Origin of the sequence: Bacillus sp. FSL R7-0672, assembly GCF_038601465.1 — a bacterium.
Classification (GTDB): Bacteria; Bacillota; Bacilli; order Bacillales; family Bacillaceae; genus Bacillus; species Bacillus pumilus.
Genome location: NZ_CP152010.1, coordinates 1,861,110 through 1,886,236 on the forward strand (window position 1 = coordinate 1,861,110; position 25,127 = coordinate 1,886,236).

A 25,127-nucleotide genomic window follows, 5' to 3' on the forward strand; every position below is an offset into this window, starting at 1 on the left:
AGTCCTTTCCGTTACGTTCTTTTCTCTATCATACGCTTTTATCGAGATGGGGAAAAGAAAAGCCATTTGGTATAATGGAAAAAGGACATACGGTTGGATTGGAGATATGTAGCATGATCAAAACAAAACGGATTCAGCAAATCAAAGAGTATGTGTTTGACCGGGAATCTGCCTCACTGGATGAGCTTGTGGCGCATTTTGACGTTTCAAAAAACACGATACGCCGAGATGTACAAGCATTGGTCGAGTCCGGCGTGCTCAAAAAAGTATATGGCGGAGTGGCTGTGAATCATTCAACATTAGTAGTATATCAGGAGCGAAAGACCCGTCAGCTGAATAAAAAGCAATTGATTGGTCAAACGGCTGCTGCTTTTGTGGAGAATGGGGATATGATTTTTGTTGATTCTGGTACAACAACACTTGAGATGCTTCCCTATTTGACGGAGAAACAGGTGACTGTTGTGACCAATAATGTAGATTTTATTACACAGGCGATGCCTTATGAGAATCTCACTATCTTTTCCACCGGCGGGATGCTTGAGAGAAAAACGAATTCTTTCGTTGGCTATCAAAGTGTAGAGCGTTTGAAAGCTTACAATGTCAATAAAGCCTTTATCGCATCAACTGGTTTATCCATTGATCACGGCGTCACGAATTCGTCCCCGCTTGAAACGGATATTAAAAAGACGGTTGTTGAAAAAAGTGCCAAAACGTTTTTATTAGTGGATGATAGTAAATTTAATCATTACGCTTTGACCACATTTTGTCATTTGCAAGATCTTGATGTCGTCGTGACGAATAAACAGCCAAGTGAAGACTATCTTCAATATGGAAAAGAGCATGATGTACAGTTTGTCACGCCTTCATCAAAATAGATGGATCACAAAAAAACGGCTCAGGAATTTGAGCCGTTTTTTGATTCATTCATTTCAAGCTGCATGATCAAGCGGAATAAAAAGCGGTACACGGCTAAGACGACTTCAATGAAAGGCATATCTTCATAGATGTCCTCAAGCTCAAGAAGCTGTAAATTCACATCGAATAAGCCGTCTTGCCCATTAAATTGAAGCTGCGCACCATTTAATGAAGCCAGCATGTCCTTTAGAATGCCAGTGTCTTTTTTAGGACGTTTGAAGCCGAATAACACGGTATACGTTTGAAATACTTCGTCCCATTCAATGGCTAATCCATCGACTCTCACCACATCAAACCACTTTGATTCGATATAAATGAATTCTTTTTGATGTTGTTTTACATATGTAAGCGGTGTGTTTAGAAATGAGGCGCCCTCTGATTGAATCATGTCCTCGGATTCTTTGTCTACACGCTCTAAATATACATCGATAAAGCGTGCCTCTTCCTTTATTCTTGCACCCTCTAAAGGCCAATTGTAGCGCGCCGCTTCGTCATATTCAAAGTCTGTCAGCGCTTGTCCTTCTTTCAATAGATCTTGTAAGCGATTTTGTAGCGACATGGCTATGTCTCCTTTCTTCTCCTTCACGTGCGTGTATTATTTTAGCATAACTCATGAAAAGAAAGATATGACTCAGCATATGATGGTATGATAGTGTCAAAAGATACATCTCGGAGGGGTACGTTTTGCTCACAATGACATTGGCAGAAAAAATCGTAGACGAGGTCAAAAAGGTGCTGACTGAGGAAATCATCATTACACAAACAAACGGCACCATCATAGCGGCAACAGATCCAGCGCGCATTGGTCAATTTCATGAAGGGGCATATTTGACATCCTTTGAAGGACAAAAACGAATCCTCACAAAGGATGATGAGCAACGAATGAAAGGGGTCAAAGCTGGCATCAATCTGCCTATTTATTTTAAGCAAGAGGTCATTGGTGTGATTGGGATGACAGGAAATCCCGTCCATGTCTCTCCATTTGGCGAAATATTACGAAAAATGACCGAATTGCTCATTCAAGAACATGAATTTTTTCTAGAAACGGAAACCGATGAACGGCAGCTTGAAGCGTTTGTGTTCGACTGGCTTCACCTGCCAGAGACAGCCATCGATCTCACTGAAAAAGCAGCGCGGCTTCAGCTTGATGTCAATAAGCAGCGTGTGGTCGTCCTCATTGATTGTCACGATGAATCATTTGTGAAGCAGGATCAATATAAAAAAGTGAAGGAAATGCTGCATCTCACCAATCAGGAAATGATCGTCCGCTGGGGACATGCCCGCTTTTTGCTCATGCTGCAAACTTCGGCAAATGATCGTGATACTTTGCGGCAGCGTCTTTTTCACATCCATGCTGCGCTCACCGCACGTCCTAAGTCAAAGGTTTTGATAGGTGCGGGAAAACCTGCAGCTGGACAGATGATGAAGCAATCATTTCATCAAGCCTTTCGTGCCTTAAAAATGGCGAATGCAGATACACCGATTGTGTTTGATGAAGATTTAACACTTGAACTTTTTATAGAAGAAGTGAGTCAGGAAACAAAAGAAGTGTTCCTTGATCGAACGATTGTCCCGCTTCTCCCCTACCCTGAGCTAGTGAAAACATTGCGTGTACTCATGACGTCAGATTGCTCATTGAAATATACTGCGGAAGCGATGCACGTACATATCAATACACTGCATTACAGGCTAAAACGTATCCAAGATTTAACAACACTTGATCCGAAACGCATGCAAGATGCGATGCTCTTTTATTTAGCCTTGATGCTATTAGATCATCATCCAAATAAACGAGGCGAGAAGCCCAATATTTTGTAGAATCGTCCATAGGCATGAGGCGATTCTTTTTTTATACTGAAAGAAACGGTATGTCTAATCAGTAGGAGTGAATGCGTATGTTAAATTCTGAATTTTTTAGTCAATTAAAAAAGATTGTCGGTGCGTCTCATGTACAGGGCAGTAAAGCCGATCGGCTTGCCTACTCTTATGATGCAACGCCTAATTTTCAGCATATGCCAGATGTTATCGTAAGCCCGCGGACGGCTGAGGAGATCCAGCAAATTGTTCGGCTCTGCGCCTCATATAAGGTGCCAATTGTGCCAAGAGGATCCGGAACGAACCTTTGTGCAGGAACCTGTCCTACACAAGGGGGACTTGTGATGTTGTTTACAAGAATGAACCAATTCATCGAAATAGACGAAGAAAACCTGACCGCAACGGTCCAGCCTGGTTTGATCACACAGGAACTCATTCACCAAGTAGAGGCAAGAGGCCTTTTCTATCCACCAGATCCAAGCTCGATGAAAATTTCGACGTTAGGCGGCAATATTAATGAAAATTCAGGTGGGCTCCGGGGGTTAAAATATGGTGTGACGAGAGATTATGTACTTGGACTTGAAGTGGTTCTTCCAAACGGTGACATCATCAAAACGGGCGGTAAGCTCGCAAAGGACGTGGCAGGGTATGATATGACCCGCTTATTCGTTGGATCAGAAGGAACACTCGGCATTGTTACAGAAGCGACGCTGAAGCTTTTACCGCTTCCAGAAACCAAACAAACGATGCTTTGCTTATATGAAAGCCTTGAGGAAGCAGCTGCATCAGTTTCGGCGATTATTGCAGAGCGGATCATCCCCGCCACATTAGAATTTATGGATCAGCCGACACTAGAAGTCGTCGAAGACTTCGCCAAAATCGGCCTGCCGACTGACGTTCAAGCGGTGCTATTAATTGAACAGGACGGCAATCCTGAGGCTGTTTCCCGTGATATGCAAAGCATTGCAAAGGTTTGTCAGCAGCACGGTGCAAAAGAAGTGAATATCGCACACTCTGAAGAAGAAGCAAGTGCCCTTTTAACAGCGAGGCGAGCCGCTTTATCTGCCCTCGCCCGTTTAAGCCCTACGACGATTTTAGAAGATGCCACAGTTCCCCGATCTGAAATTGCGAACATGGTGCGCGCGATCGAAGACATTGCGAGAGAGTACGACGTGAAAATCTGTACATTTGGTCATGCAGGTGACGGAAATCTGCATCCTACTTGTGCAACTGATGCAAGAAATGAAGAAGAAATGAAGCGGGTTGAAGAAGCCTTTCAGGCCATTTTTGAAAAAGCAGTCTCCCTCGGCGGCACCATTACGGGTGAGCATGGTGTGGGTCTAATGAAAGCCCCCTATTTGGAGCTAAAGGTCAAAAAAGAAGGAATCGCTGCAATGAAAGCGATCAAACAAGCGCTAGATCCGGCAAATATCATGAATCCTGATAAGGTGTTTGGAAAAGCAGCAAGGAAGCGAGTGGTGATCTCATGAATTCCTCTAAACAAACAAAGATTCAGCAAACATTTCAACAGCAAATGGATGAAAAGGAGCTGCTCAATTGCATGCGCTGCGGCTTTTGCCTTCCTTCCTGCCCTACTTATATTGAATCGGGTCAACAAGAAACACACTCGCCCCGCGGCCGAATTGCTTTAATGAAGGCTGTAAGAGACGGCGTGATTGAGCCTGATGAAGATGTCGAACATTCATTGAACCTTTGTCTTGGCTGCCGTGCATGTGAACCGGTCTGCCCCTCAGGCGTCAAATATGGACGTTTACTTGAGGATGCAAGAGACATCATTCAGCAGCACAAAAAACAATCCCTTCCTGTCAAATTTGTGAGACGTGTTGTGTTTAAAGGACTCTTTCCTTCCCAAAGCCGGATGCGTCAAGCTGCTGGACTACTGCGATTTTATCAAACCTCTGGTCTGCAAACGGCCGCCCGCAAGTCTGGCATGCTAAAGGTACTTCCGCCGCATTTACAGCTGATGGAAGAGGCTCTTCCAAAGGTGCCGCGTCAACAAAAAAGCCGTGCGTTAGAATACAAAGCCATTGGCACAGCAAGAAAACGTGTCGCCTTTTTTACTGGCTGTTTAATGGATACCGTTTTTTCCAGCACAAACGAAGCGACCATCCAGCTTTTGCAACTGGCCGGCTGTGACGTTGTCGTCCCTCCTGTTCAGACGTGCTGCGGTGCACTTCATGGTCATAGTGGAGAAAAAGAGCAAGCGAAAGAGCTAGCAAGGCGGAATATTGAAGCATTTGAGGAGATTGAGGCAGATGCCATTGTCATGAATGCGGGCGGATGTGGTGCCTTTTTAAGTGATTATGATCATTTACTAAAGAATGATCCGTCTTTTCAAAAGCGAGGTGAAGCCTTCTCACAGAAAATCACGGATATATCAGACATTCTCGTGGAGCTGGAATTTCACGGCCGTACGCCGCTTGCTTTGCCAGAGCAAGTCATCACCTATCAAGATTCCTGTCATTTGCGGAACGGAATGGGTGTACAGCAAGCGCCAAGGGTGCTCATGAAAGCAATTCAAGGGGTATCATTTAAAGAAATGAAGGATGCCGACCGCTGCTGCGGATCCGCCGGAATTTATAATATCTTGCAGCCACAAATGTCGATGCAAATTTTAGATCATAAAATGACAGAAGCTAGTCAAACAGCTGCGGCTGCTATTGTCACGTCCAATCCAGGCTGCCAGCTGCAAATGGCAGCAGGTATCAAACGTTCAGGACAATCGAACAGCATGCGTGCTGTTCATCTCGTAGATTTATTATTAGAAGCGGTTCAATATGGAAAAGAAGCGTCCAGCACATCAAGCTGAACGCTTTTTTTTCATGCATATCTTCCGGCAATTGGTTGGATAATAGAGGCAAATTGCGGAAGGAGATGGTTCAAGTGCTGAAGAAAAACAACCAACATCAAAAGGACCCAAATTCAGTATTTGAGGCATTGTCACGTTCCTCTGATTTTACAAACGAGTTGTCACGAAGTGAAGGTTTTTTTTATCGAATTTCTTTTTTTCGTTCTTTAATTAATGGGCATCTACTCCATGAACAAATTTTGCCCTGCATGAAAGAATTACATCTCACCCCCACTCTTGAGGAGCTGAAAGAACGAATTCCCATTGAACAGTCTGTCATCACGACCGATCTTCAGGAAGTGGAAAAAGCGCTTCATCAAGGGAATATGGCCATTCGTCTTGAAACGGACTGGGGTAAAGCGCTTCTGATCCCGATTGAAGAAAAGAAAGGCAGACAAGTAGGTCCGCCCGAGATAGAATTTGGCATTATTAGTGCACAGGAAGCATTTGTGGAGGTTTTGGATACCAATTTAAATTTGGTCAGACGGCGGCTGCCGACACCGAACCTGAAAGTGTCAGAAAAGATGGTTGGCACGCTTTCGCAAACAAAAGTAGCGGTGTTATATATTGAAGAGATTGCTAATCCGGCAAACATTGAAACCGTTCTCCAGCGTATTGAAGACATTGATTTTGATCAAATTTTAGATGCAAATTACCTTGCACAGATGCTTTATGATGTGTCCAATACGATCTTTCCGTTGTTTTTAAATACAGAAAGACCCGACCGCGTCTCTTCAGGTTTATCAGAAGGGAAAATTGCCATATTAGTGGATGGCTCGCCTCATGTCTTACTTGCCCCGACGATTTTACTTGAGTATTTTTCCACTATGGAAGACTACAATATGTCGTGGATTGCGGCTTCTTGCTTTAGACTGTTACGCATATTTGCTGTGATATTTTCCATTTTTGCGACACCTTTATATGTAGCCGTTTTAACGTTTCATTATGAGCTAATTCCAAAAGACTTATTAGAAACCATTGTGTCCTCCCGCTATCTTGTTCCATTTCCTCCAATCATTGAGGCTCTGTTTTTAGAGGTTTCGATTGAATTACTAAGAGAAGCAGGTTCAAGGCTTCCAGCTAAAGTCGGTCAAACGCTCGGGATTGTTGGAGGGATTGTCATTGGACAGGCTGCTGTGGCAGCAGGATTAACAAGTAATATTTTACTCATTATTGTTGCCCTTTCTGCTCTTGCCTCATTTGTCACCCCTATATACAAAATGGGCAGTGCCATTCGGCTGCTGCGATTTCCATTTCTACTTGCGGCACAGGTGTGGGGCGCATTAGGTATTGCAGTGATGGGATCATTCCTTCTCACCCATTTAATGAAATTAACGTCTATTGGACGTCCGTATCTAGAGCCTATTTTCCCATTGCGTCTAGCTGATTTAAAAGGCAGCTTGATTCGTCCTCAGCTTCGATTTTTGAATAAAAGACCGGAAAATTTACGCCCGGAAAATGAAACCATCCATCGACAAAAGCCTAAGCAAGGCCGTAAGGGGAAAAATGATTTTTATGAATAAGGAAGTGAAAGCATGAGTTCTTCTTCTGTAAAAGAGAAATTTCAAGTTTCCCCTTTTTTTGTGTTTTTTCTCGTTAATGCCAATCAAGTTGGTGTCGGCATTTTAAACTTTCAAACAAACCTTGTTCGTTCTATGAATAATGATGGATGGATCGCCATTCTGATTTCTAGCTTCAGTGTCAATGTCATGATCTTTCTTATGTACATGATGTTTAAAAAGGCCCCTTCGGATGAATTTGGTGATATCACGCAATATGTATTTGGCAAGTGGGTTGGGCAATTATTCAACATTCTCTATATCTTATATTTTGCTTCTTTGTCGTTGACCGTTCTCGTCCACTATATGGATGTGATCCATGTATGGCTGTTTAAAGAAATTCCTGGTCTATTGTTTGCGTCTGTACTTCTGCTGCTCGTGTATTACATTCATACCGGCGGGTTTAGAACGATTGCTGGATGGGCATTTTTTAGTATTGTACTGACGTATTGGATGACGTTTATTTGTTTTTATGCCATGAAATATAGTCACATTCGTTTCATGTTCCCGATGTTTGATCATACTTTTTCGCAGCTGTTGATGGGAGTCAAAGATGCTTCATTATCCATGTTTGGTTTTGGCACACTGCTTGTCTATTATCCCTTTATTAAACATGCGCAGACGTCTCAAAAATTTGCTCACATGGGGGCATTATTTACGACATGCTTAAATTTACTCGTCTTTCTCGTCTCCATTGCGTATTACTCAAGTGCTCAGCTTAAATTAACAAAATGGCCGACGTTAACGTTAACAAGTATTGTGAAGCTCCCGTTTATCCAGCGCTTTGAATTTATCGAAGTGTCTCTTTGGCTGCTTTTAATCATTCCGAATATCGCGATTCCACTATGGGCTGCGAGCCGAATGGCAAAACAAGTGCTTCATACAAGCCAGCGCGTCACGTTCATCGGGCTCAGCATCCTCATTCTGGTCATGTTTTCATTTTTTACGGGGGCAACTTCTTTTGAAACCTTTAACCAATGGGTGGAATATAGCGGATACTTTCTTGTATATGGCTTGATTGTCTGTATGGTTATTGGACTGATGCTGAAAAAAAGGTGGGTGAAAAAACGAGCATGAAACGTTATATACTCACGGGTCTCATGTTGTTTAGTCTATTCTTAACTAGCTGTGCACAGCCTCGCCTTTTAGATGAATTAAATATCTCTCAGGCGGCAGGATTTGATTTAATCGAAGATGGAGAAATGAAGGGCTTCTTTGTCTTTCCTGTCTTTAAAAGTGAGGAACAAGGAAGTTATCAAATATTAAGCGCAAGGTCAAATACCATTAGTAATATTCAGTTTCTCGTATCAGAAAAATCACCTTTTCCAGTCGTCATGGGTCAAGTGCTGGTTATTTTAGTGAGTGAAAAATTAGCAAAGGAAGTCGGAATGATCGATTTAATGAATTACATTTATCGTGATCCTATCATTGGTTCACGCCAAGTGTTTGCGATTGTAGGCGGAGAAGTTGAAGACTTATTATATACAAAAATGAATCAAACGAACTTAAATATAGGTGTGTATCTCTCTGATCTGTTGTCCCAAAATATGCGAAATGGCAATCAACCTGTCACTAATCAGCATATTTTCATGAATCAGATGCTGGCAAAAGGAGTCGATGCTTACCTGCCTTACATCAAGAAAACGAGCAATGCCATTAAAGTCACAGGAGTTGCTCTGTTTGATCAGGAAAAAATGGTCGGTCATATCCCTGGAGAAGACACGTTCACATTTAAAGCGATGATTGAAAATCATAAAAATGGTATCTACGAGTTTCAATTGGCTGATCAAGAAAAGACCCATGTCGTCATTGAAAATATCAAATCACATGTGTCCTACCAGGTCAAACCAACGAATAACCTAACAAAAAAGCCTCATATCACGATTGATATCAAGCTGAAGGGCGAATTAAAAGAATTCATGAAGTCCAAGAAAATTGATAAACCGAATATATTGGACCAAGTCGAAAAAGAAGTAGAAAAACGTGTCGTTCAGCAAGGACAAGACCTTGTTCAGTCCTTTAAAAAGCAACATATTGATCCGCTTGGGCTAGGCTTAAGGTATCGATCAAAAGACAAATCCATGACACCAGAAAAATGGCAGGAAATCTATCCTGATGCGGATGTACAAGTTAAATGCCATATGAAAATTGTGCAAACTGGTGTCAGTCAATAAAGGAATTGAAAATTATTCAAAAATATCTTCTTTATTGTTCAATATGGTAGACACGTTCGTTTTGACTCTTGGAACGCCATCTTTTTGAAGATAGTCATTTAAAGTGTTCTCTACTTCACTTTTATCTGTGTGAAGGATCTTAGGTGAACATTGTTCCACAAGGACCGGTCTATTCCCTTTAGCACAGTGTGTCATTGTTTCAAGGGCAATTAAACTGAAAGGTCTTCCTTTGTCTAGCCATGTTTTCATTCTATCCCAGGTTGGACAGCTTAAGGCTGCCAGCCTTCCCCAATGAACGTGAAAATGAGTGCAAGTGACCTCCATCCAATTTAATACTTTGTTAGAGTGGAAACGGTACAGACAGATAAAAGCAGCTGTCGGTAATTCTTTTTCACTGATCGACTTCAATTTTTCTATTACATGTTGTAAACCTTCATCTTCTGGCAAACTGCTGGCCGCTGCCCATGAAAGTGGATAAAGAAATTCTTCGTCAGCCTGATTCACCAGTTCCCTTACCCACCCAGCGGCAGATGTACCTAAAACATCAGCCACAATTTCTAACATGCGTGATTTCACTTCGATATGCTGAGTCTCATCAAACTGGCTTTGAACAGAGTCTAAGGTCCTTTGCTGATCATGCTGTTTCAGCGCATCAATGACATCATCCTCAAGAAACCACCTAGTAATTGAGAAGTTTATTAAAGACGCCAAATCTTGCCGCACGTCTTGTAATGTGGGGGCTTTATCTTCTTTGGTGACGATGACATCATCCTCTGATTGGAAAGCCTGTCCATCCTCTCCATAAAAGTCATCATGCAGTAAAAATTGTTTAGGAGAATGGAGAACGGCTAAGTTATACCATTCAATCGGTCGTAAAGAATTGTTGAGTAGTCTCTTGTGACACGGCTGACATAATTGATAAGGTTGTTTCGGTTCATCAGTATCTTCTACCAAATCCATTGCGTTTTTTTGACAGGCTTCACATAAGACGACTTTTTCCACTCCATTCACTTCCTTTGAATCTAATCTTCGTCCTTTACATCTAGATCTTCAGGAATCGGTTCATTTAAAATCTCTTGGACGAGCTCTTTGTATTGTTCAAGCTGCTTCATATGCGTTTGAAACTGTCCTTGATAAATGAGATATGATTCTCCGTCAAATACAAAGCGGATCTTTTTTTGCTGAATTAATTTCTCAATATACGCCTCTGATACTTCTAAGTATTCAGCTGTTTCTTCGATTGTTAAATACATGTTTATGCACCACCCGTTCGTTTCATCTAACAAATTATATCATGATCTGTTGAAAAAAACGGAAGCCGCCTGTTCATATTTTCTTTCCTGATATCATGATAACAAGTGTTCAGCAAGTAGATCGTCTAGGTGCGAGCAAATATGGTATGATAAAGTTTGCTAGATGGGCGTTTTTCGGTTTGACCTTCAGAGAGGTAAGCGGAATGCAGACTCATGAGAAAAGCAAAACAAGCATAGGCTTTTATAAGGATGCTTGAAGAAAATTCGTATTTAAAGGCAGAGTGAAATGAATGGGAACCTTGTTTAATGAAATTTTAACTTGGCTGACAAGCCTTGGTTATGTAGGTGTAGCACTAGGTCTGATGATTGAAATCATTCCGAGCGAAATTGTTCTTGCTTATGGCGGATATATGGTGTCGACAGGAACAATCGGTTTTGTTGGAGCTGTTATCGCTGGCGTCATCGGAGGTACGCTCGCACAGTGTTTTATATACTGGATCGGTCTTTATGGCGGAAGACCCTTTTTAACAAAGTACGGAAAATACTTATTCATCCATGAGCATCATATCGCCACTGCAGAGCGCTGGTTTGATCGATATGGTACCGGTGTAGTGTTTACAGCACGCTTTATTCCTGTTGTGCGCCATGCCATCTCCATTCCAGCGGGTATTGCCAAAATGCCTTTTTTGAAATTTGTTCTCTTGACGGGATTAGCTGCCATCCCTTGGTCTATCTTGTTTATTTATCTTGGCATGCAGCTCGGGACAAAATGGGATCACATTCAAAGTGTTGCTCACGCTTATACAACCCCTATTATGGCCATTGCGATCGGCCTGATCGTTCTCTATTTCGTCTTTAAAAAAATTCGTACGAACCGAAAAAGGACAATCTAATGAAAAACGCCTGACACTAATCTAGTGAAAGGCGTTTTTTCTATGAGTGTAAGGATTGTTTTTTCATATATTGGGATAATTCCATAATCATTGCACCCATTCTCTCAAGTGACGGGGCAAGAAGCCGTTCAATTCCCTCTTCTTTTAAAGCTTCAGCTGTGACTTTTCCAACAGCTACTGCCAGTACGTGATGCTCAAATAGCGCTTGGAGTTCTTCTTTTCTTCCCCATTTTGCCGCTAGTGTGAAAAAGGCGTGCACCTGAACAGCGGTTGTAAAACAGACGGCGTGGACTTTTCCATCTTTCATTTCTTGAAGTAATGTTTCTGCAGCTTCTGGTTCAGGTGGTGTGTGCTGATAAGGTAAAAGCTGCAATACATCTGCCCCTTTGTCATGTAAAAACTTCATGAGAGCCGGAGCGTTTTCTCCGTGCAGCTGCACCATGACACGTTTGCCTTGAAACTCTTTGCCTTCAAGCTTTGAGATTAGGTCACGCACCGTTCCATCTTCATCAGACACGTCTGGCTGAATTCCGCGTTTTTTGAGTACAGCATAGGTTTTGTATCCTCTTGAAGCAATCTGGGCATTTGATAGAATGTGCATAAATGCTTCCCCTAAATGAAGCTCTTCTGCACTCTCAATTAATGTATCAGTCCCGATACCCGTTGTTAAAATCACCCAATCGGCGCCTTTTTTCACAAAGGTTTCAATGCCTGGCTTTAACTCCTCTTTGGCTAAAAATACGGTTCCTTGAAGAGAACGAATAACGGCTTGTCCCCCTTGTTTTTCGACAAGTGTACGCATTTCTTCTGTTTTTCTCGTTCCACAAATGGCAATCGTTTTTCCAGCTAAGCCTTTACTCAATTTTATCCCTCTTTTTCTATCACATTTGATATGTATTAAATATAGATTTATTTGGAAGACGTTGCAAGTGTCTACTAAAAAAGAGCTTGACGTTTCGGTGGAATTCGAGTATCTTTTGTAAGTGCAAATTGTAGGAGGTCATTATGGAAAAACAGAATGTTCAAGCTTATCGATTATCAATTGCAGACCCAACACCACTTGGTTTGTTTGGTTTAGCAATGGTGACGCTCGTTGCGTCCTCACAAAAACTAGGAATTACAGATGGCACTTCCCTTATTTTACCTTGGGCTATCTTCCTTGGAGGCATCGCGCAGCTGATCGCGTCCATACAAGATTCAAAGCACCACAATATTTTTGGAGCCACTGCCTTTGGCGCATTCGGTCTTTTTTGGATGGGCGTTGGAACGACTTGGCTCATTCAAGCGGGCGTTTTTGGGAAAACGCTTGCGGGAGCAGCAGATCCAAAACAACTAGGTTTTGCGTTTATCGGGTATTTAATTTTCAGCTTGTTTATGACGATTGGTGCAATGGAAACACATAAAGTATTATTTTTGATTTTCGTCTTTATTGATTTCTTATTCCTTGGTCTTTCCCTAAGCTCATTTGGTGTGATGTACGACGTGACTCATACCATTGCCGGCATTGCAGAATTGATCATTTCCCTACTTTCATTTTATGGTTCAGCAGCAGTTGTGCTCAATACTCATTTTGGCCGTACTGTACTGCCAATTGGACAACCATTTCGTATTTTTACAAAAGCATAAGTAAAAAAAGAACTGCTTTGTGCAGTTCTTTTTTATGTTTATTTTTCTTGTGCTTCTTGGAAGATCTCGCCGATGATTTCATATGAACGCATTCTTTCTTGATGGTCAAACATATCCGAATTAATCATCACTTCGTCTGCTTGAGTGGCTTCAATAAAGGCTTCCAATTCTTTTTTCACCTTTTCTTTATCCCCGATCATTGTCGAACTTAATTGTTCATCCACCATCGCTTTTTCATATGAACTCCAAAGGCCGTCCATACTGTCGACAGGCGCTTTGAGTTTTCCTGGAGTATTTCGAATGAGACTCAAAAACCGCTGATAATGAGAAGTTGCCAAATATTCAGCTCGCTCTGTTTGATCTGCAGCAAAAGCTGTCACTCCTACCATGGCATAAGGCTCTTTTAACACATCAGAAGGTCTAAATGACTGTCTATACAACTCTAAAGCAGGAATTGTATTTTTAGGTGAAAAATGTGCCGCAAAGGCAAATGGCAATCCAAGTTCTCCTGCAAGTCTTGCGCTAAAACCGCTTGAACCAAGCAGCCAAATCGGGATGTTTAGACCCTCTCCCGGAACGGCTCTTACATGTTTTTTGACTTGTCCGGTTGGTTTAAAATATTGCCGAAGTTCTTCTAGCTGCTCAGGGAAATCTTCTCCATTATGAAGATTACGTCTAAGCGCCCTTGCCGTTAACTGATCTGTCCCTGGTGCTCTGCCAAGACCTAAATCAATTCTCCCCGGATATAATGTCTCAAGTGTCCCAAATTGTTCAGCAATGACAAGTGAAGAGTGGTTTGGCAGCATAATTCCGCCAGATCCTACTCGAATTTTTTCGGTTCCGCCAGCAATATACCCAATTAAAACGGACGTTGCAGAACTCGCAACACCTTCCATATTATGGTGTTCTGCCAGCCAGTATCTATGATAACCCCACTTCTCCGCCTTTTTTGCTAAATCCATACTATGTTCAAAAGACTCCTTGATGGTGCCTCCTTCTGTTACAGAGGATAAATTTAAAACGGAATAAGCTGTGCGCTGTAAAACTGATTGACTCATAAATGATGTCCCCATTTCTGTCAAAAATCATACTAGTTCCATACTTTCAACACCATAACATAAAATCATCAAACATTTAAATGATTTGATTCGATGATTTTCGAAATGATGATTTTCTAGGTTTTACTTCCAATTTAAAAATTTGCTCATAGAATGAAATATCAATTTTAGGAGATGGGCAATTTGTACAATCAATTCGATCACAAATGTCCCTTTTGCGGTAAATATCATGAACAGCCTCATTACAAAAGATCACGTCATGACCGTCATCAAAGAAGAGACTGTCCATTTGTTAAACAAAAACACCCAAAACAAAGCGTTCCTCAAGTTAATCACCCTTGTCACATTGCAAAAGAAGAAAATGACCCAAGGCATACGATTGGAAGAAGAGGTCCAGCAGGCCCATCTGGTCCTACGGGTGCCACTGGTGCGACAGGCAGCACGGGACCAACAGGTCCTACTGGAACTACAGGTACCACTGGAGAAACCGGACCTACTGGAGCCACGGGTGTCACTGGAGCTACAGGTATTACTGGTGCAACTGGTATCACTGGTTCGACGGGTATCACTGGTGCAACTGGTATCACTGGTACAACGGGTATCACTGGCGCAACGGGTACCACTGGAGAAACCGGACCTACTGGTGCAACTGGTATTACTGGCGCAACGGGTATCACTGGAGCCACAGGTATTACTGGCGCAACGGGTATTACTGGTGCAACTGGTATTACTGGCGCAACGGGTATTACTGGTGCAACTGGTATCACTGGTACAACGGGTATCACTGGCGCAACCGGTATCACTGGCGCAACCGGTATCACTGGCGCAACTGGTATCACTGGCGCAACGGGTACCACTGGAGAAACCGGACCTACTGGACCGACAGGTATTACTGGAGCCACAGGTATTACTGGCGCAACGGGTACTACTGGTGCAACTGGTATTACTGGCGCAACGGGTATCACTGGAGCTACAGGTATTACTGGCGCAACCGGTATTACTGGAGCTACAGGTATTACTGGAACCACGGGTATCACTGGCGAAACCGGACCTACTGGAGCCACGGGTATCACTGGTGCGATAGGTAGCACGGGACCAACAGGTCCTACTGGTTCGACGGGCATCACTGGCGCAACGGGTATCACTGGAGCTACAGGTATTACTGGTGCAACGGGTACTACTGGTGCAACTGGTATTACTGGTGCAACGGGTACTACTGGTGCAACTGGTATTACTGGCGCAACGGGTATCACTGGAGCTACAGGTATTACTGGCGCAACCGGTATTACTGGAGCTACAGGTATTACTGGCGCAACCGGACCTACTGGAGCCACGGGTATCACTGGTGCGATAGGTAGCACGGGACCAACAGGTCCTACTGGTTCGACGGGTATCACTGGTGCAACTGGTATCACTGGTACAACGGGTATCACTGGTACAACTGGTATCACTGGCGCAACGGGTCTCACTGGAGCTACAGGTATCACTGGCGCAACCGGTATCACTGGTTCGACGGGTATCACTGGCGCAACCGGTATCACTGGCGCAACTGGTATCACTGGCGCAACGGGTACCACTGGAGAAACCGGACCTACTGGACCGACAGGTATTACTGGAGCCACAGGTATTACTGGCGCAACGGGTACTACTGGTGCAACTGGTATTACTGGCGCAACGGGTCTCACTGGAGCTACAGGTATTACTGGCGCAACCGGTATTACTGGAGCTACAGGTATTACTGGAACCACGGGTATCACTGGAGCTACAGGTATTACTGGCGCAACGGGTCTCACTGGAGCTACAGGTATTACTGGAGCTACAGGTATTACTGGAACCACGGGTATCACTGGCGCAACCGGACCTACTGGTGCAACGGGTATTACTGGTGCAACTGGTATTACTGGCGCAACGGGTATCACTGGAGCCACAGGTATTACTGGCGCAACCGGTATCACTGGCGCAACTGGTATCACTGGCGCAACGGGTACTACTGGTGCAACTGGTATTACCGGACCTACTGGTGCAACGGGTATTACTGGAGAAACCGGCCCTACTGGAGCCACGGGTATCACTGGTGCGATAGGTAGCACGGGACCAACAGGTCCTACTGGTTCGACGGGTATCACTGGTACAACGGGTATCACTGGCGCAACTGGTATCACTGGCGCAACCGGACCTACTGGTGCAACGGGTATTACTGGCGCAACGGGTATCACTGGTGCAACTGGTATCACTGGTACAACGGGTATCACTGGCGCAACGGGTATCACTGGAGCTACAGGTATCACTGGCGCAACGGGTACTACTGGTGCAACTGGTATTACCGGACCTACTGGTGCAACGGGTATTACTGGAGAAACCGGCCCTACTGGAGCCACGGGTATCACTGGCGCAACGGGTACCACTGGCGCAACCGGACCTACTGGTGCAACGGGTATTACTGGCGCAACGGGTATCACTGGAGCCACAGGTATTACTGGTGCAACTGGTATTACTGGCGCAACTGGTATTACTGGAGAAACCGGACCTACTGGTGCAACGGGTCTCACTGGTGCGATAGGTAGCACGGGACCAACAGGTCCTACTGGTTCGACGGGTATCACTGGTACAACGGGTATCACTGGCGCAACGGGTACCACTGGAGAAACCGGACCTACTGGTGCAAGGGGTCTCACTGGTGCAACTGGTATTACTGGCGCAACGGGTATCACTGGAGCTACAGGTATTACTGGCGCAACCGGTATTACTGGAGCTACAGGTATTACTGGAACCACGGGTATCACTGGCGCAACCGGACCTACTGGTGCAACGGGTATTACTGGAGAAACCGGACCTACTGGTGCAACGGGTCTCACTGGTGCGATAGGTAGCACGGGACCAACAGGTCCTACTGGTTCAACGGGTCTCACTGGTGCAACTGGTATCACTGGTACAACGGGTATCACTGGAGCAACGGGTATCACTGGAGCTACAGGTATTACTGGCGCAACGGGTATCACTGGAGCCACAGGTATTACTGGTGCAACTGGTATTACTGGCGCAACTGGTATTACTGGCGCAACCGGCCTTACTGGAGCCACGGGTGTCACTGGCGCAACGGGTACCACTGGCGCAACGGGTACCACTGGAGAAACCGGACCTACTGGACTGACAGGTATTACTGGAGCCACAGGTATTACTGGCGCAACCGGTATTACTGGAGCTACAGGTATTACTGGAACCACGGGTATCACTGGCGCAACCGGACCTACTGGTGCAACTGGTATTACTGGAGAAACCGGCCCTACTGGAGCCACGGGTATCACTGGTGCGATAGGTAGCACGGGACCAACAGGTCCTACTGGTTCGACGGGTATCACTGGTGCAACTGGTATCACTGGTACAACGGGTATCACTGGTACAACTGGTATCACTGGCGCAACGGGTCTCACTGGAGCTACAGGTATCACTGGCGCAACCGGTATCACTGGTTCGACGGGTATCACTGGCGCAACCGGTATCACTGGCGCAACTGGTATCACTGGCGCAACGGGTACCACTGGAGAAACCGGACCTACTGGACCGACAGGTATTACTGGAGCCACAGGTATTACTGGCGCAACGGGTACTACTGGTGCAACTGGTATTACTGGCGCAACGGGTCTCACTGGAGCTACAGGTATTACTGGCGCAACCGGTATTACTGGAGCTACAGGTATTACTGGAACCACGGGTATCACTGGAGCTACAGGTATTACTGGCGCAACGGGTCTCACTGGAGCTACAGGTATTACTGGAGCTACAGGTATTACTGGAACCACGGGTATCACTGGCGCAACCGGACCTACTGGTGCAACGGGTATTACTGGTGCAACTGGTATTACTGGCGCAACGGGTATCACTGGAGCCACAGGTATTACTGGCGCAACCGGTATCACTGGCGCAACTGGTATCACTGGCGCAACGGGTACTACTGGTGCAACTGGTATTACCGGACCTACTGGTGCAACGGGTATTACTGGAGAAACCGGACCTACTGGAGCCACGGGTATCACTGGTGCGATAGGTAGCACGGGACCAACAGGTCCTACTGGTTCGACGGGTATCACTGGTACAACGGGTATCACTGGCGCAACTGGTATCACTGGCGCAACCGGACCTACTGGTGCAACGGGTATTACTGGCGCAACGGGTATCACTGGTGCAACTGGTATCACTGGTACAACGGGTATCACTGGCGCAACGGGTATCACTGGAGCTACAGGTATCACTGGCGCAACGGGTACTACTGGTGCAACTGGTATTACCGGACCTACTGGTGCAACGGGTATTACTGGAGAAACCGGCCCTACTGGAGCCACGGGTATCACTGGCGCAACGGGTACCACTGGCGCAACCGGACCTACTGGTGCAACGGGTATTACTGGCGCAACGGGTATCACTGGAGCCACAGGTATTACTGGTGCAACTGGTATTACTGGCGCAACTGGTATTACTGGAGAAACCGGACCTACTGGTGCAACGGGTCTCACTGGTGCGATAGGTAGCACGGGACCAACAGGTCCTACTGGTTCGACGGGTATCACTGGTACAACGGGTATCACTGGCGCAACTGGTATCACTGGCGCAACCGGACCTACTGGTGCAACGGGTATTACTGGCGCAACGGGTATCACTGGTGCAACTGGTATCACTGGTACAACGGGTATCACTGGCGCAACGGGTATCACTGGAGCTACAGGTATCACTGGCGCAACGGGTACTACTGGTGCAACTGGTATTACCGGACCTACTGGTGCAACGGGTATTACTGGAGAAACCGGCCCTACTGGAGCCACGGGTATCACTGGCGCAACGGGTACCACTGGCGCAACCGGACCTACTGGTGCAACGGGTATTACTGGCGCAACGGGTATCACTGGAGCCACAGGTATTACTGGTGCAACTGGTATTACTGGCGCAACTGGTATTACTGGAGAAACCGGACCTACTGGTGCAACGGGTCTCACTGGTGCGATAGGTAGCACGGGACCAACAGGTCCTACTGGTTCGACGGGTATCACTGGTACAACGGGTATCACTGGCGCAACTGGTATCACTGGCGCAACCGGACCTACTGGTGCAACGGGTATTACTGGCGCAACGGGTATCACTGGTGCAACTGGTATCACTGGTACAACGGGTATCACTGGCGCAACGGGTATCACTGGAGCTACAGGTATCACTGGCGCAACGGGTACTACTGGTGCAACTGGTATTACCGGACCTACTGGTGCAACGGGTATTACTGGAGAAACCGGCCCTACTGGAGCCACGGGTATCACTGGCGCAACGGGTACCACTGGCGCAACCGGACCTACTGGTGCAACGGGTATTACTGGCGCAACGGGTATCACTGGAGCCACAGGTATTACTGGTGCAACTGGTATTACTGGCGCAACTGGTATTACTGGAGAAACCGGACCTACTGGTGCAACGGGTCTCACTGGTGCGATAGGTAGCACGGGACCAACAGGTCCTACTGGTTCAACGGGTATCACTGGTGCAACTGGTATCACTGGTACAACGGGTATCACTGGAGCAACGGGTATCACTGGAGCTACAGGTATTACTGGCGCAACGGGTATCACTGGAGCCACAGGTATTACTGGTGCAACTGGTATTACTGGCGCAACTGGTATTACTGGAGAAACCGGCCTTACTGGAGCCACGGGTGTCACTGGCGCAACGGGTATTACTGGAGAAACCGGCCTTACTGGAGCCACGGGTGTCACTGGAGCTACAGGTATCGCTGGTGCAACGGGTATTACTGGCGCAACGGGTATTACTGGTGCAACGGGTACCACTGGAGAAACCGGACCTACTGGACCGACAGGTATTACTGGAGCCACAGGTATTACTGGTGCAACGGGTACCACTGGAGAAACCGGACCTACTGGACCGACAGGTATTACTGGAGCCACAGGTATTACTGGTGCAACGGGTATCACTGGTACAACGGGTATCACTGGCGCAACGGGTATTACTGGAGAAACCGGACCTACTGGAGCCACGGGTGTCACTGGAGCTACAGGTATCACTGGTGCAACGGGTATTACTGGAGAAACCGGACCTACTGGAGCCACAGGTATCACTGGCGCAACCGGTATCACTGGAGCTACAGGTATTACTGGAGCCACAGGTATTACTGGTGCAACGGGTATTACTGGAGAAACCGGACCTACTGGAGCCACAGGTATTACTGGTGCAACGGGTATTACTGGTGCGACAGGTATTACTGGCGCAACGGGTATCACTGGTGCGACAGGTATTACTGGCGCAACGGGTATTACTGGAGAAACCGGACCTACTGGAGCAACGGGTGTCACTGGAGCTACAGGTATTACTGGAACCACGGGTATCACTGGCGCAACCGGTATCACTGGTGCAACTGGTATTACTGGCGCAACGGGTATTACTGGTGCTACAGGCAGCACGGGACCAACAGGTCCTACTGGTTCGACGGGTATCACTGGAGCTACAGGTATCACTGGTTCGACGGGTATTACTGGTGCAACGGGTATTACTGGTGCAACGGGTATTACTGGCGCAACGGGTATCACTGGAGCTACGGGTATTACTGGTGCAACGGGTATCACTGGAGCTACAGGTATTACTGGTGCAACGGGTATCACTGGTTCGACGGGTATCACTGGCGCAACAGGTATTACTGGCGCAACAGGTATCACTGGCGCAACGGGTATTACTGGAGCTACAGGTATTACTGGCGCAACGGGTATCACTGGTGCAACTGGCCCTACGGGTGCAACAGGTACCAGTTTAACTGCTAATTCGATGTACGCGTCCAATACATCGGGAAGTACAGTACTAGTTGTATTAGGTGGAACGTCAGTTTCTTTACCCAATAATCAAAGTTTAGATGGATTTACAGTAGGTGGTGGAAATACGGTGTTTACTGTACCTGTCTCAGGTCGGTATTTCATCACGTATCAAGTCAATGCAAGTGCAGGACTTCTTGCTGGAACAAGGGTGATTAACAACGGTTCTGCCATTCCTGGATCTATTTTAACGCCCGCTTTATCTGCGTCTAGCTACAACGTATCTCTCATCACAACACTTGTAGCAGGTAACCAACTTTCTCTCCAAATATTCGGATTGATCGCAGCAGTTGTATTACTTGGCGGAGGATCGGTAGGAGCGGCATTAACCATCATACGATTGGAATAAATACAAAAAGCCCATCTCGGGCTTTTTCAGGACGTATACTACCTCTCGCATTCGCTGTCAGTCTTGCGCTTCGGTGCTTGTCCTTCTTAGTTTTCTATTACATTGAAAAGAAGACAAAGGGCTAAAATAAAGATCATTTCAGCCCTTTGTCAACAATCTGGAAAAGCTACTTTAGCCTTTCATTTTTATTTCTTCTATTGCGTTTATACAGGTTTCGATATCATTTGATTGTAAGAGCTGAAAAATGGACTGTATGCTTGAAAACTCTAGATTCCACCATTCCAATGATTGGAGTTTTTCAATTGTGTTAGAAGAAAAACGATATTTCATTAGCTTCTGAGGGTTTCCTGCGGCAATTGCATATGGCGGCACATCTTTTGTGATTACACTATTTGCTCCGATCACTGCTCCGTTCCCTATACATACTCCTGACATAATCGTCGCGCCATACCCAATCCATACGTCGTGCCCTATGTGTACATCTCCCTTCGATTTCGGATGTCCTTTAATGTGGGCAGCTTCCTTGAAAATTTGATTAAACGGATACGTTGTGACCCAATCTGTACGGTGTTCACCGCCAAGGAAAATTTTGACTTCGTTTGCGATGGAACAAAACTTTCCGATGTTTAATGTCGTTCCTTCCCCCCACGTTAGCACTTGGAAATCTGGTCCGGCATAAGAAAAATCACCGATATTGTACAAGTTCAGTTCACTTCTTTGATTCAAATACATAGAAAATCATACCTCCTTAAAAGTGATAGATCTTCGTATGTATATGCTGCTTCACACTTTTACATTATGACTGCACTAGCGCTACAATCTGTTTTTTCTTCCATACGAGCTGATAGTAGCCGTATTGAAGGAGTAAGTTCACAAAGAAAGCCGCAGGATAGCCAATCCAGATGCCCTTGATGCCAAGAGTTGTGTAGTGCGATAGCACATAAGCGACTGGCACTTCTACAAGCCAAATCGAGCAAATACTAAAGATTGTTGGCCATAAAACTGTTCCACTTGCTCTCATCGTGGCTGCGACAATTTGGGCTGTTCCAAAAATAAGATAGCTCCATAATGTAATGACGACTAAACTATAGGCAATGTCGATCGTCTTAGAATCTGTTAAAAAGATAGATAAAATCTGAGGTGCAAAAAGATAAACAATGATAATAATGAATCCGCCTATGGCAAAATTGAGCCCTAACCCGATTTTTATCACATCTTTCAATCGGTTGATATTCCCTGCGCCGATGAATTGTGCTGCAAAGATAGAGACCGCGATGCCAAGACTTACTGCCGGCATCTGCACATAGCTCACAACTTGATTGACAACACCATAGGCAGCAGTCGCCTGTGATCCATAATCATTGACAAAGGAAATAACAGCAATTTCTGATAAAGAAATAAGGATCATATTAATGCTCGATGGAATGCTGAGCTTTAATAATGTTTTTAGTAGATCCCCTTTCATTAAAAAATGCTTTCTAACCGATGCATCGATGCGAAGCGGGTGTTTTGTTTTATATAAGTAGATTTGTAGAATGATAAATGTCACAATTGTTGATATCACAGAAGCATACGCAGCGCCGTATAAACCAAATGCCGGCAGCCCCAGCCAGCCAAATAATAAAATGGGCAGCATCAAAATATTCGTTGCCGTACTAATCATTAAGAAATAAAAAGGCGTTTTTGAATCCCCTGTCCCTCGCAGGAAAGTCGTGTAAACAAAATAAAGAAATAAGATCGGCATTGAGATGAATAGAATTCTGGCATAAGCCGCACTTTCCTCCACGATATTCGCAGGTGTTCCCATGAGATTTAAGATATCTGTTGCAAAAAAACCTCCAATGATTGCTAAAGAAAGTCCGATCAAAAAAGTGAATGAAAGTGTTGTGCCAATAATTTCTTTTAATCTTTGTTCATTTTTTGCTCCATACGCTTGTCCAATAAGGATTGAACTTCCCGATCCAATTCCGATGGAAAAAGAAACGAGTAAAAAGAAAAGCGGAAAGAATGCAGAAATGGCAGCTACTGCATCCTCTCCAATCCATCTGCCGACAAGGACGATGGATACAAGTTGTCCGATTGATTGCAGAATATTGCTAAGCAAAAGCGGGACGAGAAAAATGGACATGGTTTTTACTAAAGATTGATTGTTATCTAACGTCATGATGGTTCTCCTTCTCTATCTAAAGATTCTCAGCTAAAATGCTGACAATGTGGTCTTCTATCTCTTTCCCTTTCTCGTCATCAACAAGATGATTTAATAAAATGGAAAAAGCGACCGTCTTTCCGCTCTTTGTGTCAATATATCCAGAAAGTGTACTGACCGTAGTTAATGAACCTGTTTTTGCACGAACTTTTTCTAGTGTAGCAGGTTCTTTTAATCTGTTCCTTAACGTCCCTCCGACCATTCGGTCACTTGCCCCTGCTAACGGAAGCGCATGTTCATAGGTCTTAAACCATTTTTCCTGTTGAATGTTTGTCAAAAATAAAGTGAATTGGTTTGCAGAGACAAGATTAATAGGTGATATGCCTGATCCATCTCTTAACACAGTAAGTGATGGATCCATGCCAAAAGCAGGAAGCCGTTCATTCATCACGTCCAGCCCATCTTCAAAACTTCCTTTGTTCTTCACCTGCTTGCCAAGCTCCTTTAGCAGAATTTCCGCATGAGTGTTGTTGCTTAATTTCATCATGGGAACAAGCAGCTTTGATAAAGGCATAGATGAATGGGAAGCGATTTTCTTAGCCTTTTTAGGAACGTGTTTTGTTTTGAGTGGTCCTTTCACCTGAATCCCTTCAGCTTTTAGCGCTCGTTTCATTAAGTCTAAAGCATAGGTCGTCGGCTCCCATAATGCTACCCATTGTCTAGATGAACTTGCTTTAAGTGGAATGGTTCCAGTCAATGTAATCTTGTTTGTGCCGTGAGAGCGCTTAAAAGAAATCTTCTTTTCCCCTCCTTCTGGCAAGGTTTTTACTTGATTGATAACTTGAGGGACAGAAGTCTTCGGAATCATGTCATAGGTCGCTTTTTGCCCTGCTTTTTTGCCTGGCTTTACTTCGAGAATCACGGTTCCTGCATCATAATCTTGATTCGGTGAAGCTGTGAGAGCAGATATTTGTGCGCCGTAGTATTGATCCTCATCACTCCACGGCAGATCAATGGAATATCTCGTGTCATCAAACCAAGTGTCATCTGCCACAAGCTGCCCGCGAACTGTATGTATTCCAGCCTTTTTGACTTGTTTGGCAAGTTTTGCAAAATCCTCTTCTAATAAAGTCGGATCTCCAGTGCCGCGAAGATACAGGTTGCCATGTAACGTTTTCTTTTGAATAGAACCATCTATCCAGATGTCTGTCGGAAATGTGTGTGTTTCTCCTAGTATATCAAGAGCGATGGCTGAAGTGAGCAGTTTCATATTAGAAGCAGGAGTAAGACGAATATCGGCTTGATGTTCATAAAGAAGAGAGGAGTCAGAAGTATCGCGGACGCTGATGCCGGAGATCGCGCCCTCTAAATCAGGTACTGTTCGTATAAATTCATCTAAAGCTGTCACCCACGGCAGTGAGTCGTCACGAGCTGTAAGTTGATCATCTTTTGCTGAAAAAGGGAGAAATAAAATCGACAGGATGCATATTTGTAAAAACAAGATCTGTGAAAAACGCTTCACCCAATCCCTCCTTTTTTGTCGCAGCTAATTTTAGAAGAATATGTTCATTATACACAAAAGAACGTTTGTTCTCAAAGGTTTTTTAAACAGA

The 25,127-nt window shown here is 45.0% G+C and carries 18 protein-coding genes; 10 read left to right on the forward strand and 8 right to left on the reverse strand.

Annotated features, from left to right (window positions below; all coding sequences use genetic code 11):
- Positions 1-113: 113 nt before the first annotated feature.
- The gene (locus MKY18_RS09240) at positions 114-875 is read left to right on the forward strand and encodes a DeoR/GlpR family DNA-binding transcription regulator (RefSeq protein ID WP_342497488.1); all 762 of its coding nucleotides are present in this window, start codon (positions 114-116) and stop codon (positions 873-875) included.
- 20 nt (positions 876-895) lie between these two features.
- Here the strand turns inward: MKY18_RS09240 and MKY18_RS09245 are convergent, their stop codons facing one another.
- Positions 896-1,474: a branched-chain amino acid aminotransferase gene (locus MKY18_RS09245; RefSeq protein ID WP_268454884.1), complete on the reverse strand. Its 579-nt coding sequence runs from the start codon at positions 1,472-1,474 to the stop codon at positions 896-898.
- A gap of 125 nt (positions 1,475-1,599) precedes the next feature.
- Here MKY18_RS09245 and MKY18_RS09250 point away from each other — a divergent pair, with 125 nt between their 5' ends.
- From MKY18_RS09250 to MKY18_RS09275, 6 genes are all read left to right on the forward strand, one after another.
- On the forward strand, positions 1,600-2,733 hold the full coding sequence (locus tag MKY18_RS09250; protein WP_326848235.1) for a sugar diacid recognition domain-containing protein: 1,134 nt from the start codon (positions 1,600-1,602) through the stop codon (positions 2,731-2,733).
- Between the two features lie 77 nt (positions 2,734-2,810).
- Positions 2,811-4,220, forward strand: a complete 1,410-nt coding sequence (gene glcD, locus MKY18_RS09255; protein ID WP_044141327.1) for a glycolate oxidase subunit GlcD — start codon at positions 2,811-2,813, stop codon at positions 4,218-4,220.
- Complete coding sequence (locus MKY18_RS09260; RefSeq protein ID WP_044141326.1) at positions 4,217-5,560, forward strand: (Fe-S)-binding protein; 1,344 nt, start codon at positions 4,217-4,219, stop codon at positions 5,558-5,560. Before glcD ends, MKY18_RS09260 begins: the two co-directional genes overlap by 4 nt.
- A 74-nt stretch (positions 5,561-5,634) precedes the next feature.
- Positions 5,635-7,122, forward strand: a complete 1,488-nt coding sequence (locus MKY18_RS09265; protein WP_185108766.1) for a spore germination protein — start codon at positions 5,635-5,637, stop codon at positions 7,120-7,122.
- A gap of 12 nt (positions 7,123-7,134) precedes the next feature.
- On the forward strand, positions 7,135-8,235 hold the full coding sequence (locus MKY18_RS09270) for a GerAB/ArcD/ProY family transporter (protein WP_342497489.1): 1,101 nt from the start codon (positions 7,135-7,137) through the stop codon (positions 8,233-8,235).
- Positions 8,232-9,332 (forward strand): Ger(x)C family spore germination protein, encoded by a 1,101-nt coding sequence (locus MKY18_RS09275; RefSeq protein WP_065098156.1) that lies wholly within the window; start codon positions 8,232-8,234, stop codon positions 9,330-9,332. Before MKY18_RS09270 ends, MKY18_RS09275 begins: the two co-directional genes overlap by 4 nt.
- Positions 9,333-9,344: 12 nt before the next feature.
- On the opposite strand, the gene MKY18_RS09280 is transcribed toward MKY18_RS09275, so the two are convergent.
- Both MKY18_RS09280 and MKY18_RS09285 read right to left on the reverse strand, forming a co-directional pair.
- On the reverse strand, positions 9,345-10,334 hold the full coding sequence (locus MKY18_RS09280; protein WP_223252890.1) for a hypothetical protein: 990 nt from the start codon (positions 10,332-10,334) through the stop codon (positions 9,345-9,347).
- 20 nt (positions 10,335-10,354) lie between these two features.
- Complete coding sequence (locus MKY18_RS09285; protein WP_065098157.1) at positions 10,355-10,585, reverse strand: excisionase family DNA-binding protein; 231 nt, start codon at positions 10,583-10,585, stop codon at positions 10,355-10,357.
- A 290-nt stretch (positions 10,586-10,875) separates the two neighbouring features.
- Between MKY18_RS09285 and MKY18_RS09290 the strand changes: the two genes are divergently transcribed.
- Positions 10,876-11,478: a DedA family protein gene (locus MKY18_RS09290; protein ID WP_003211157.1), complete on the forward strand. Its 603-nt coding sequence runs from the start codon at positions 10,876-10,878 to the stop codon at positions 11,476-11,478.
- A gap of 40 nt (positions 11,479-11,518) precedes the next feature.
- Here the strand turns inward: MKY18_RS09290 and MKY18_RS09295 are convergent, their stop codons facing one another.
- Positions 11,519-12,340, reverse strand: coding sequence for a uroporphyrinogen-III synthase (locus tag MKY18_RS09295; RefSeq protein ID WP_342497490.1), 822 nt, complete (start codon positions 12,338-12,340; stop codon positions 11,519-11,521).
- A 143-nt stretch (positions 12,341-12,483) separates the two neighbouring features.
- Here MKY18_RS09295 and MKY18_RS09300 point away from each other — a divergent pair, with 143 nt between their 5' ends.
- Complete coding sequence (locus MKY18_RS09300; protein WP_044141318.1) at positions 12,484-13,104, forward strand: GPR1/FUN34/YaaH family transporter; 621 nt, start codon at positions 12,484-12,486, stop codon at positions 13,102-13,104.
- A gap of 38 nt (positions 13,105-13,142) precedes the next feature.
- Here the strand turns inward: MKY18_RS09300 and MKY18_RS09305 are convergent, their stop codons facing one another.
- Entirely contained in the window at positions 13,143-14,162 is a 1,020-nt protein-coding gene (locus tag MKY18_RS09305; protein ID WP_065098159.1) for an LLM class flavin-dependent oxidoreductase, read from the reverse strand.
- A 183-nt stretch (positions 14,163-14,345) separates the two neighbouring features.
- On the opposite strand from MKY18_RS09305, the gene MKY18_RS09310 reads away from it, so the two are divergent.
- Positions 14,346-21,368 carry a hypothetical protein gene (locus MKY18_RS09310; protein ID WP_342497491.1) on the forward strand — a complete coding sequence of 2,341 codons (7,023 nt, stop codon included), beginning with the start codon at positions 14,346-14,348 and terminating at the stop codon, positions 21,366-21,368.
- Positions 21,369-21,539: 171 nt separating this feature from the next.
- Here the strand turns inward: MKY18_RS09310 and MKY18_RS09315 are convergent, their stop codons facing one another.
- The 3 genes from MKY18_RS09315 to dacB form a co-directional block, all read right to left on the reverse strand.
- Positions 21,540-22,100: a CatB-related O-acetyltransferase gene (locus MKY18_RS09315; RefSeq protein ID WP_126741856.1), complete on the reverse strand. Its 561-nt coding sequence runs from the start codon at positions 22,098-22,100 to the stop codon at positions 21,540-21,542.
- Positions 22,101-22,164: 64 nt separating this feature from the next.
- Positions 22,165-23,532: an MATE family efflux transporter gene (locus MKY18_RS09320; protein WP_065098161.1), complete on the reverse strand. Its 1,368-nt coding sequence runs from the start codon at positions 23,530-23,532 to the stop codon at positions 22,165-22,167.
- 19 nt (positions 23,533-23,551) lie between these two features.
- The gene (gene dacB / locus MKY18_RS09325) at positions 23,552-25,036 is read right to left on the reverse strand and encodes a D-alanyl-D-alanine carboxypeptidase/D-alanyl-D-alanine-endopeptidase (protein WP_065098162.1); all 1,485 of its coding nucleotides are present in this window, start codon (positions 25,034-25,036) and stop codon (positions 23,552-23,554) included.
- Positions 25,037-25,127: the final 91 nt, after the last annotated feature.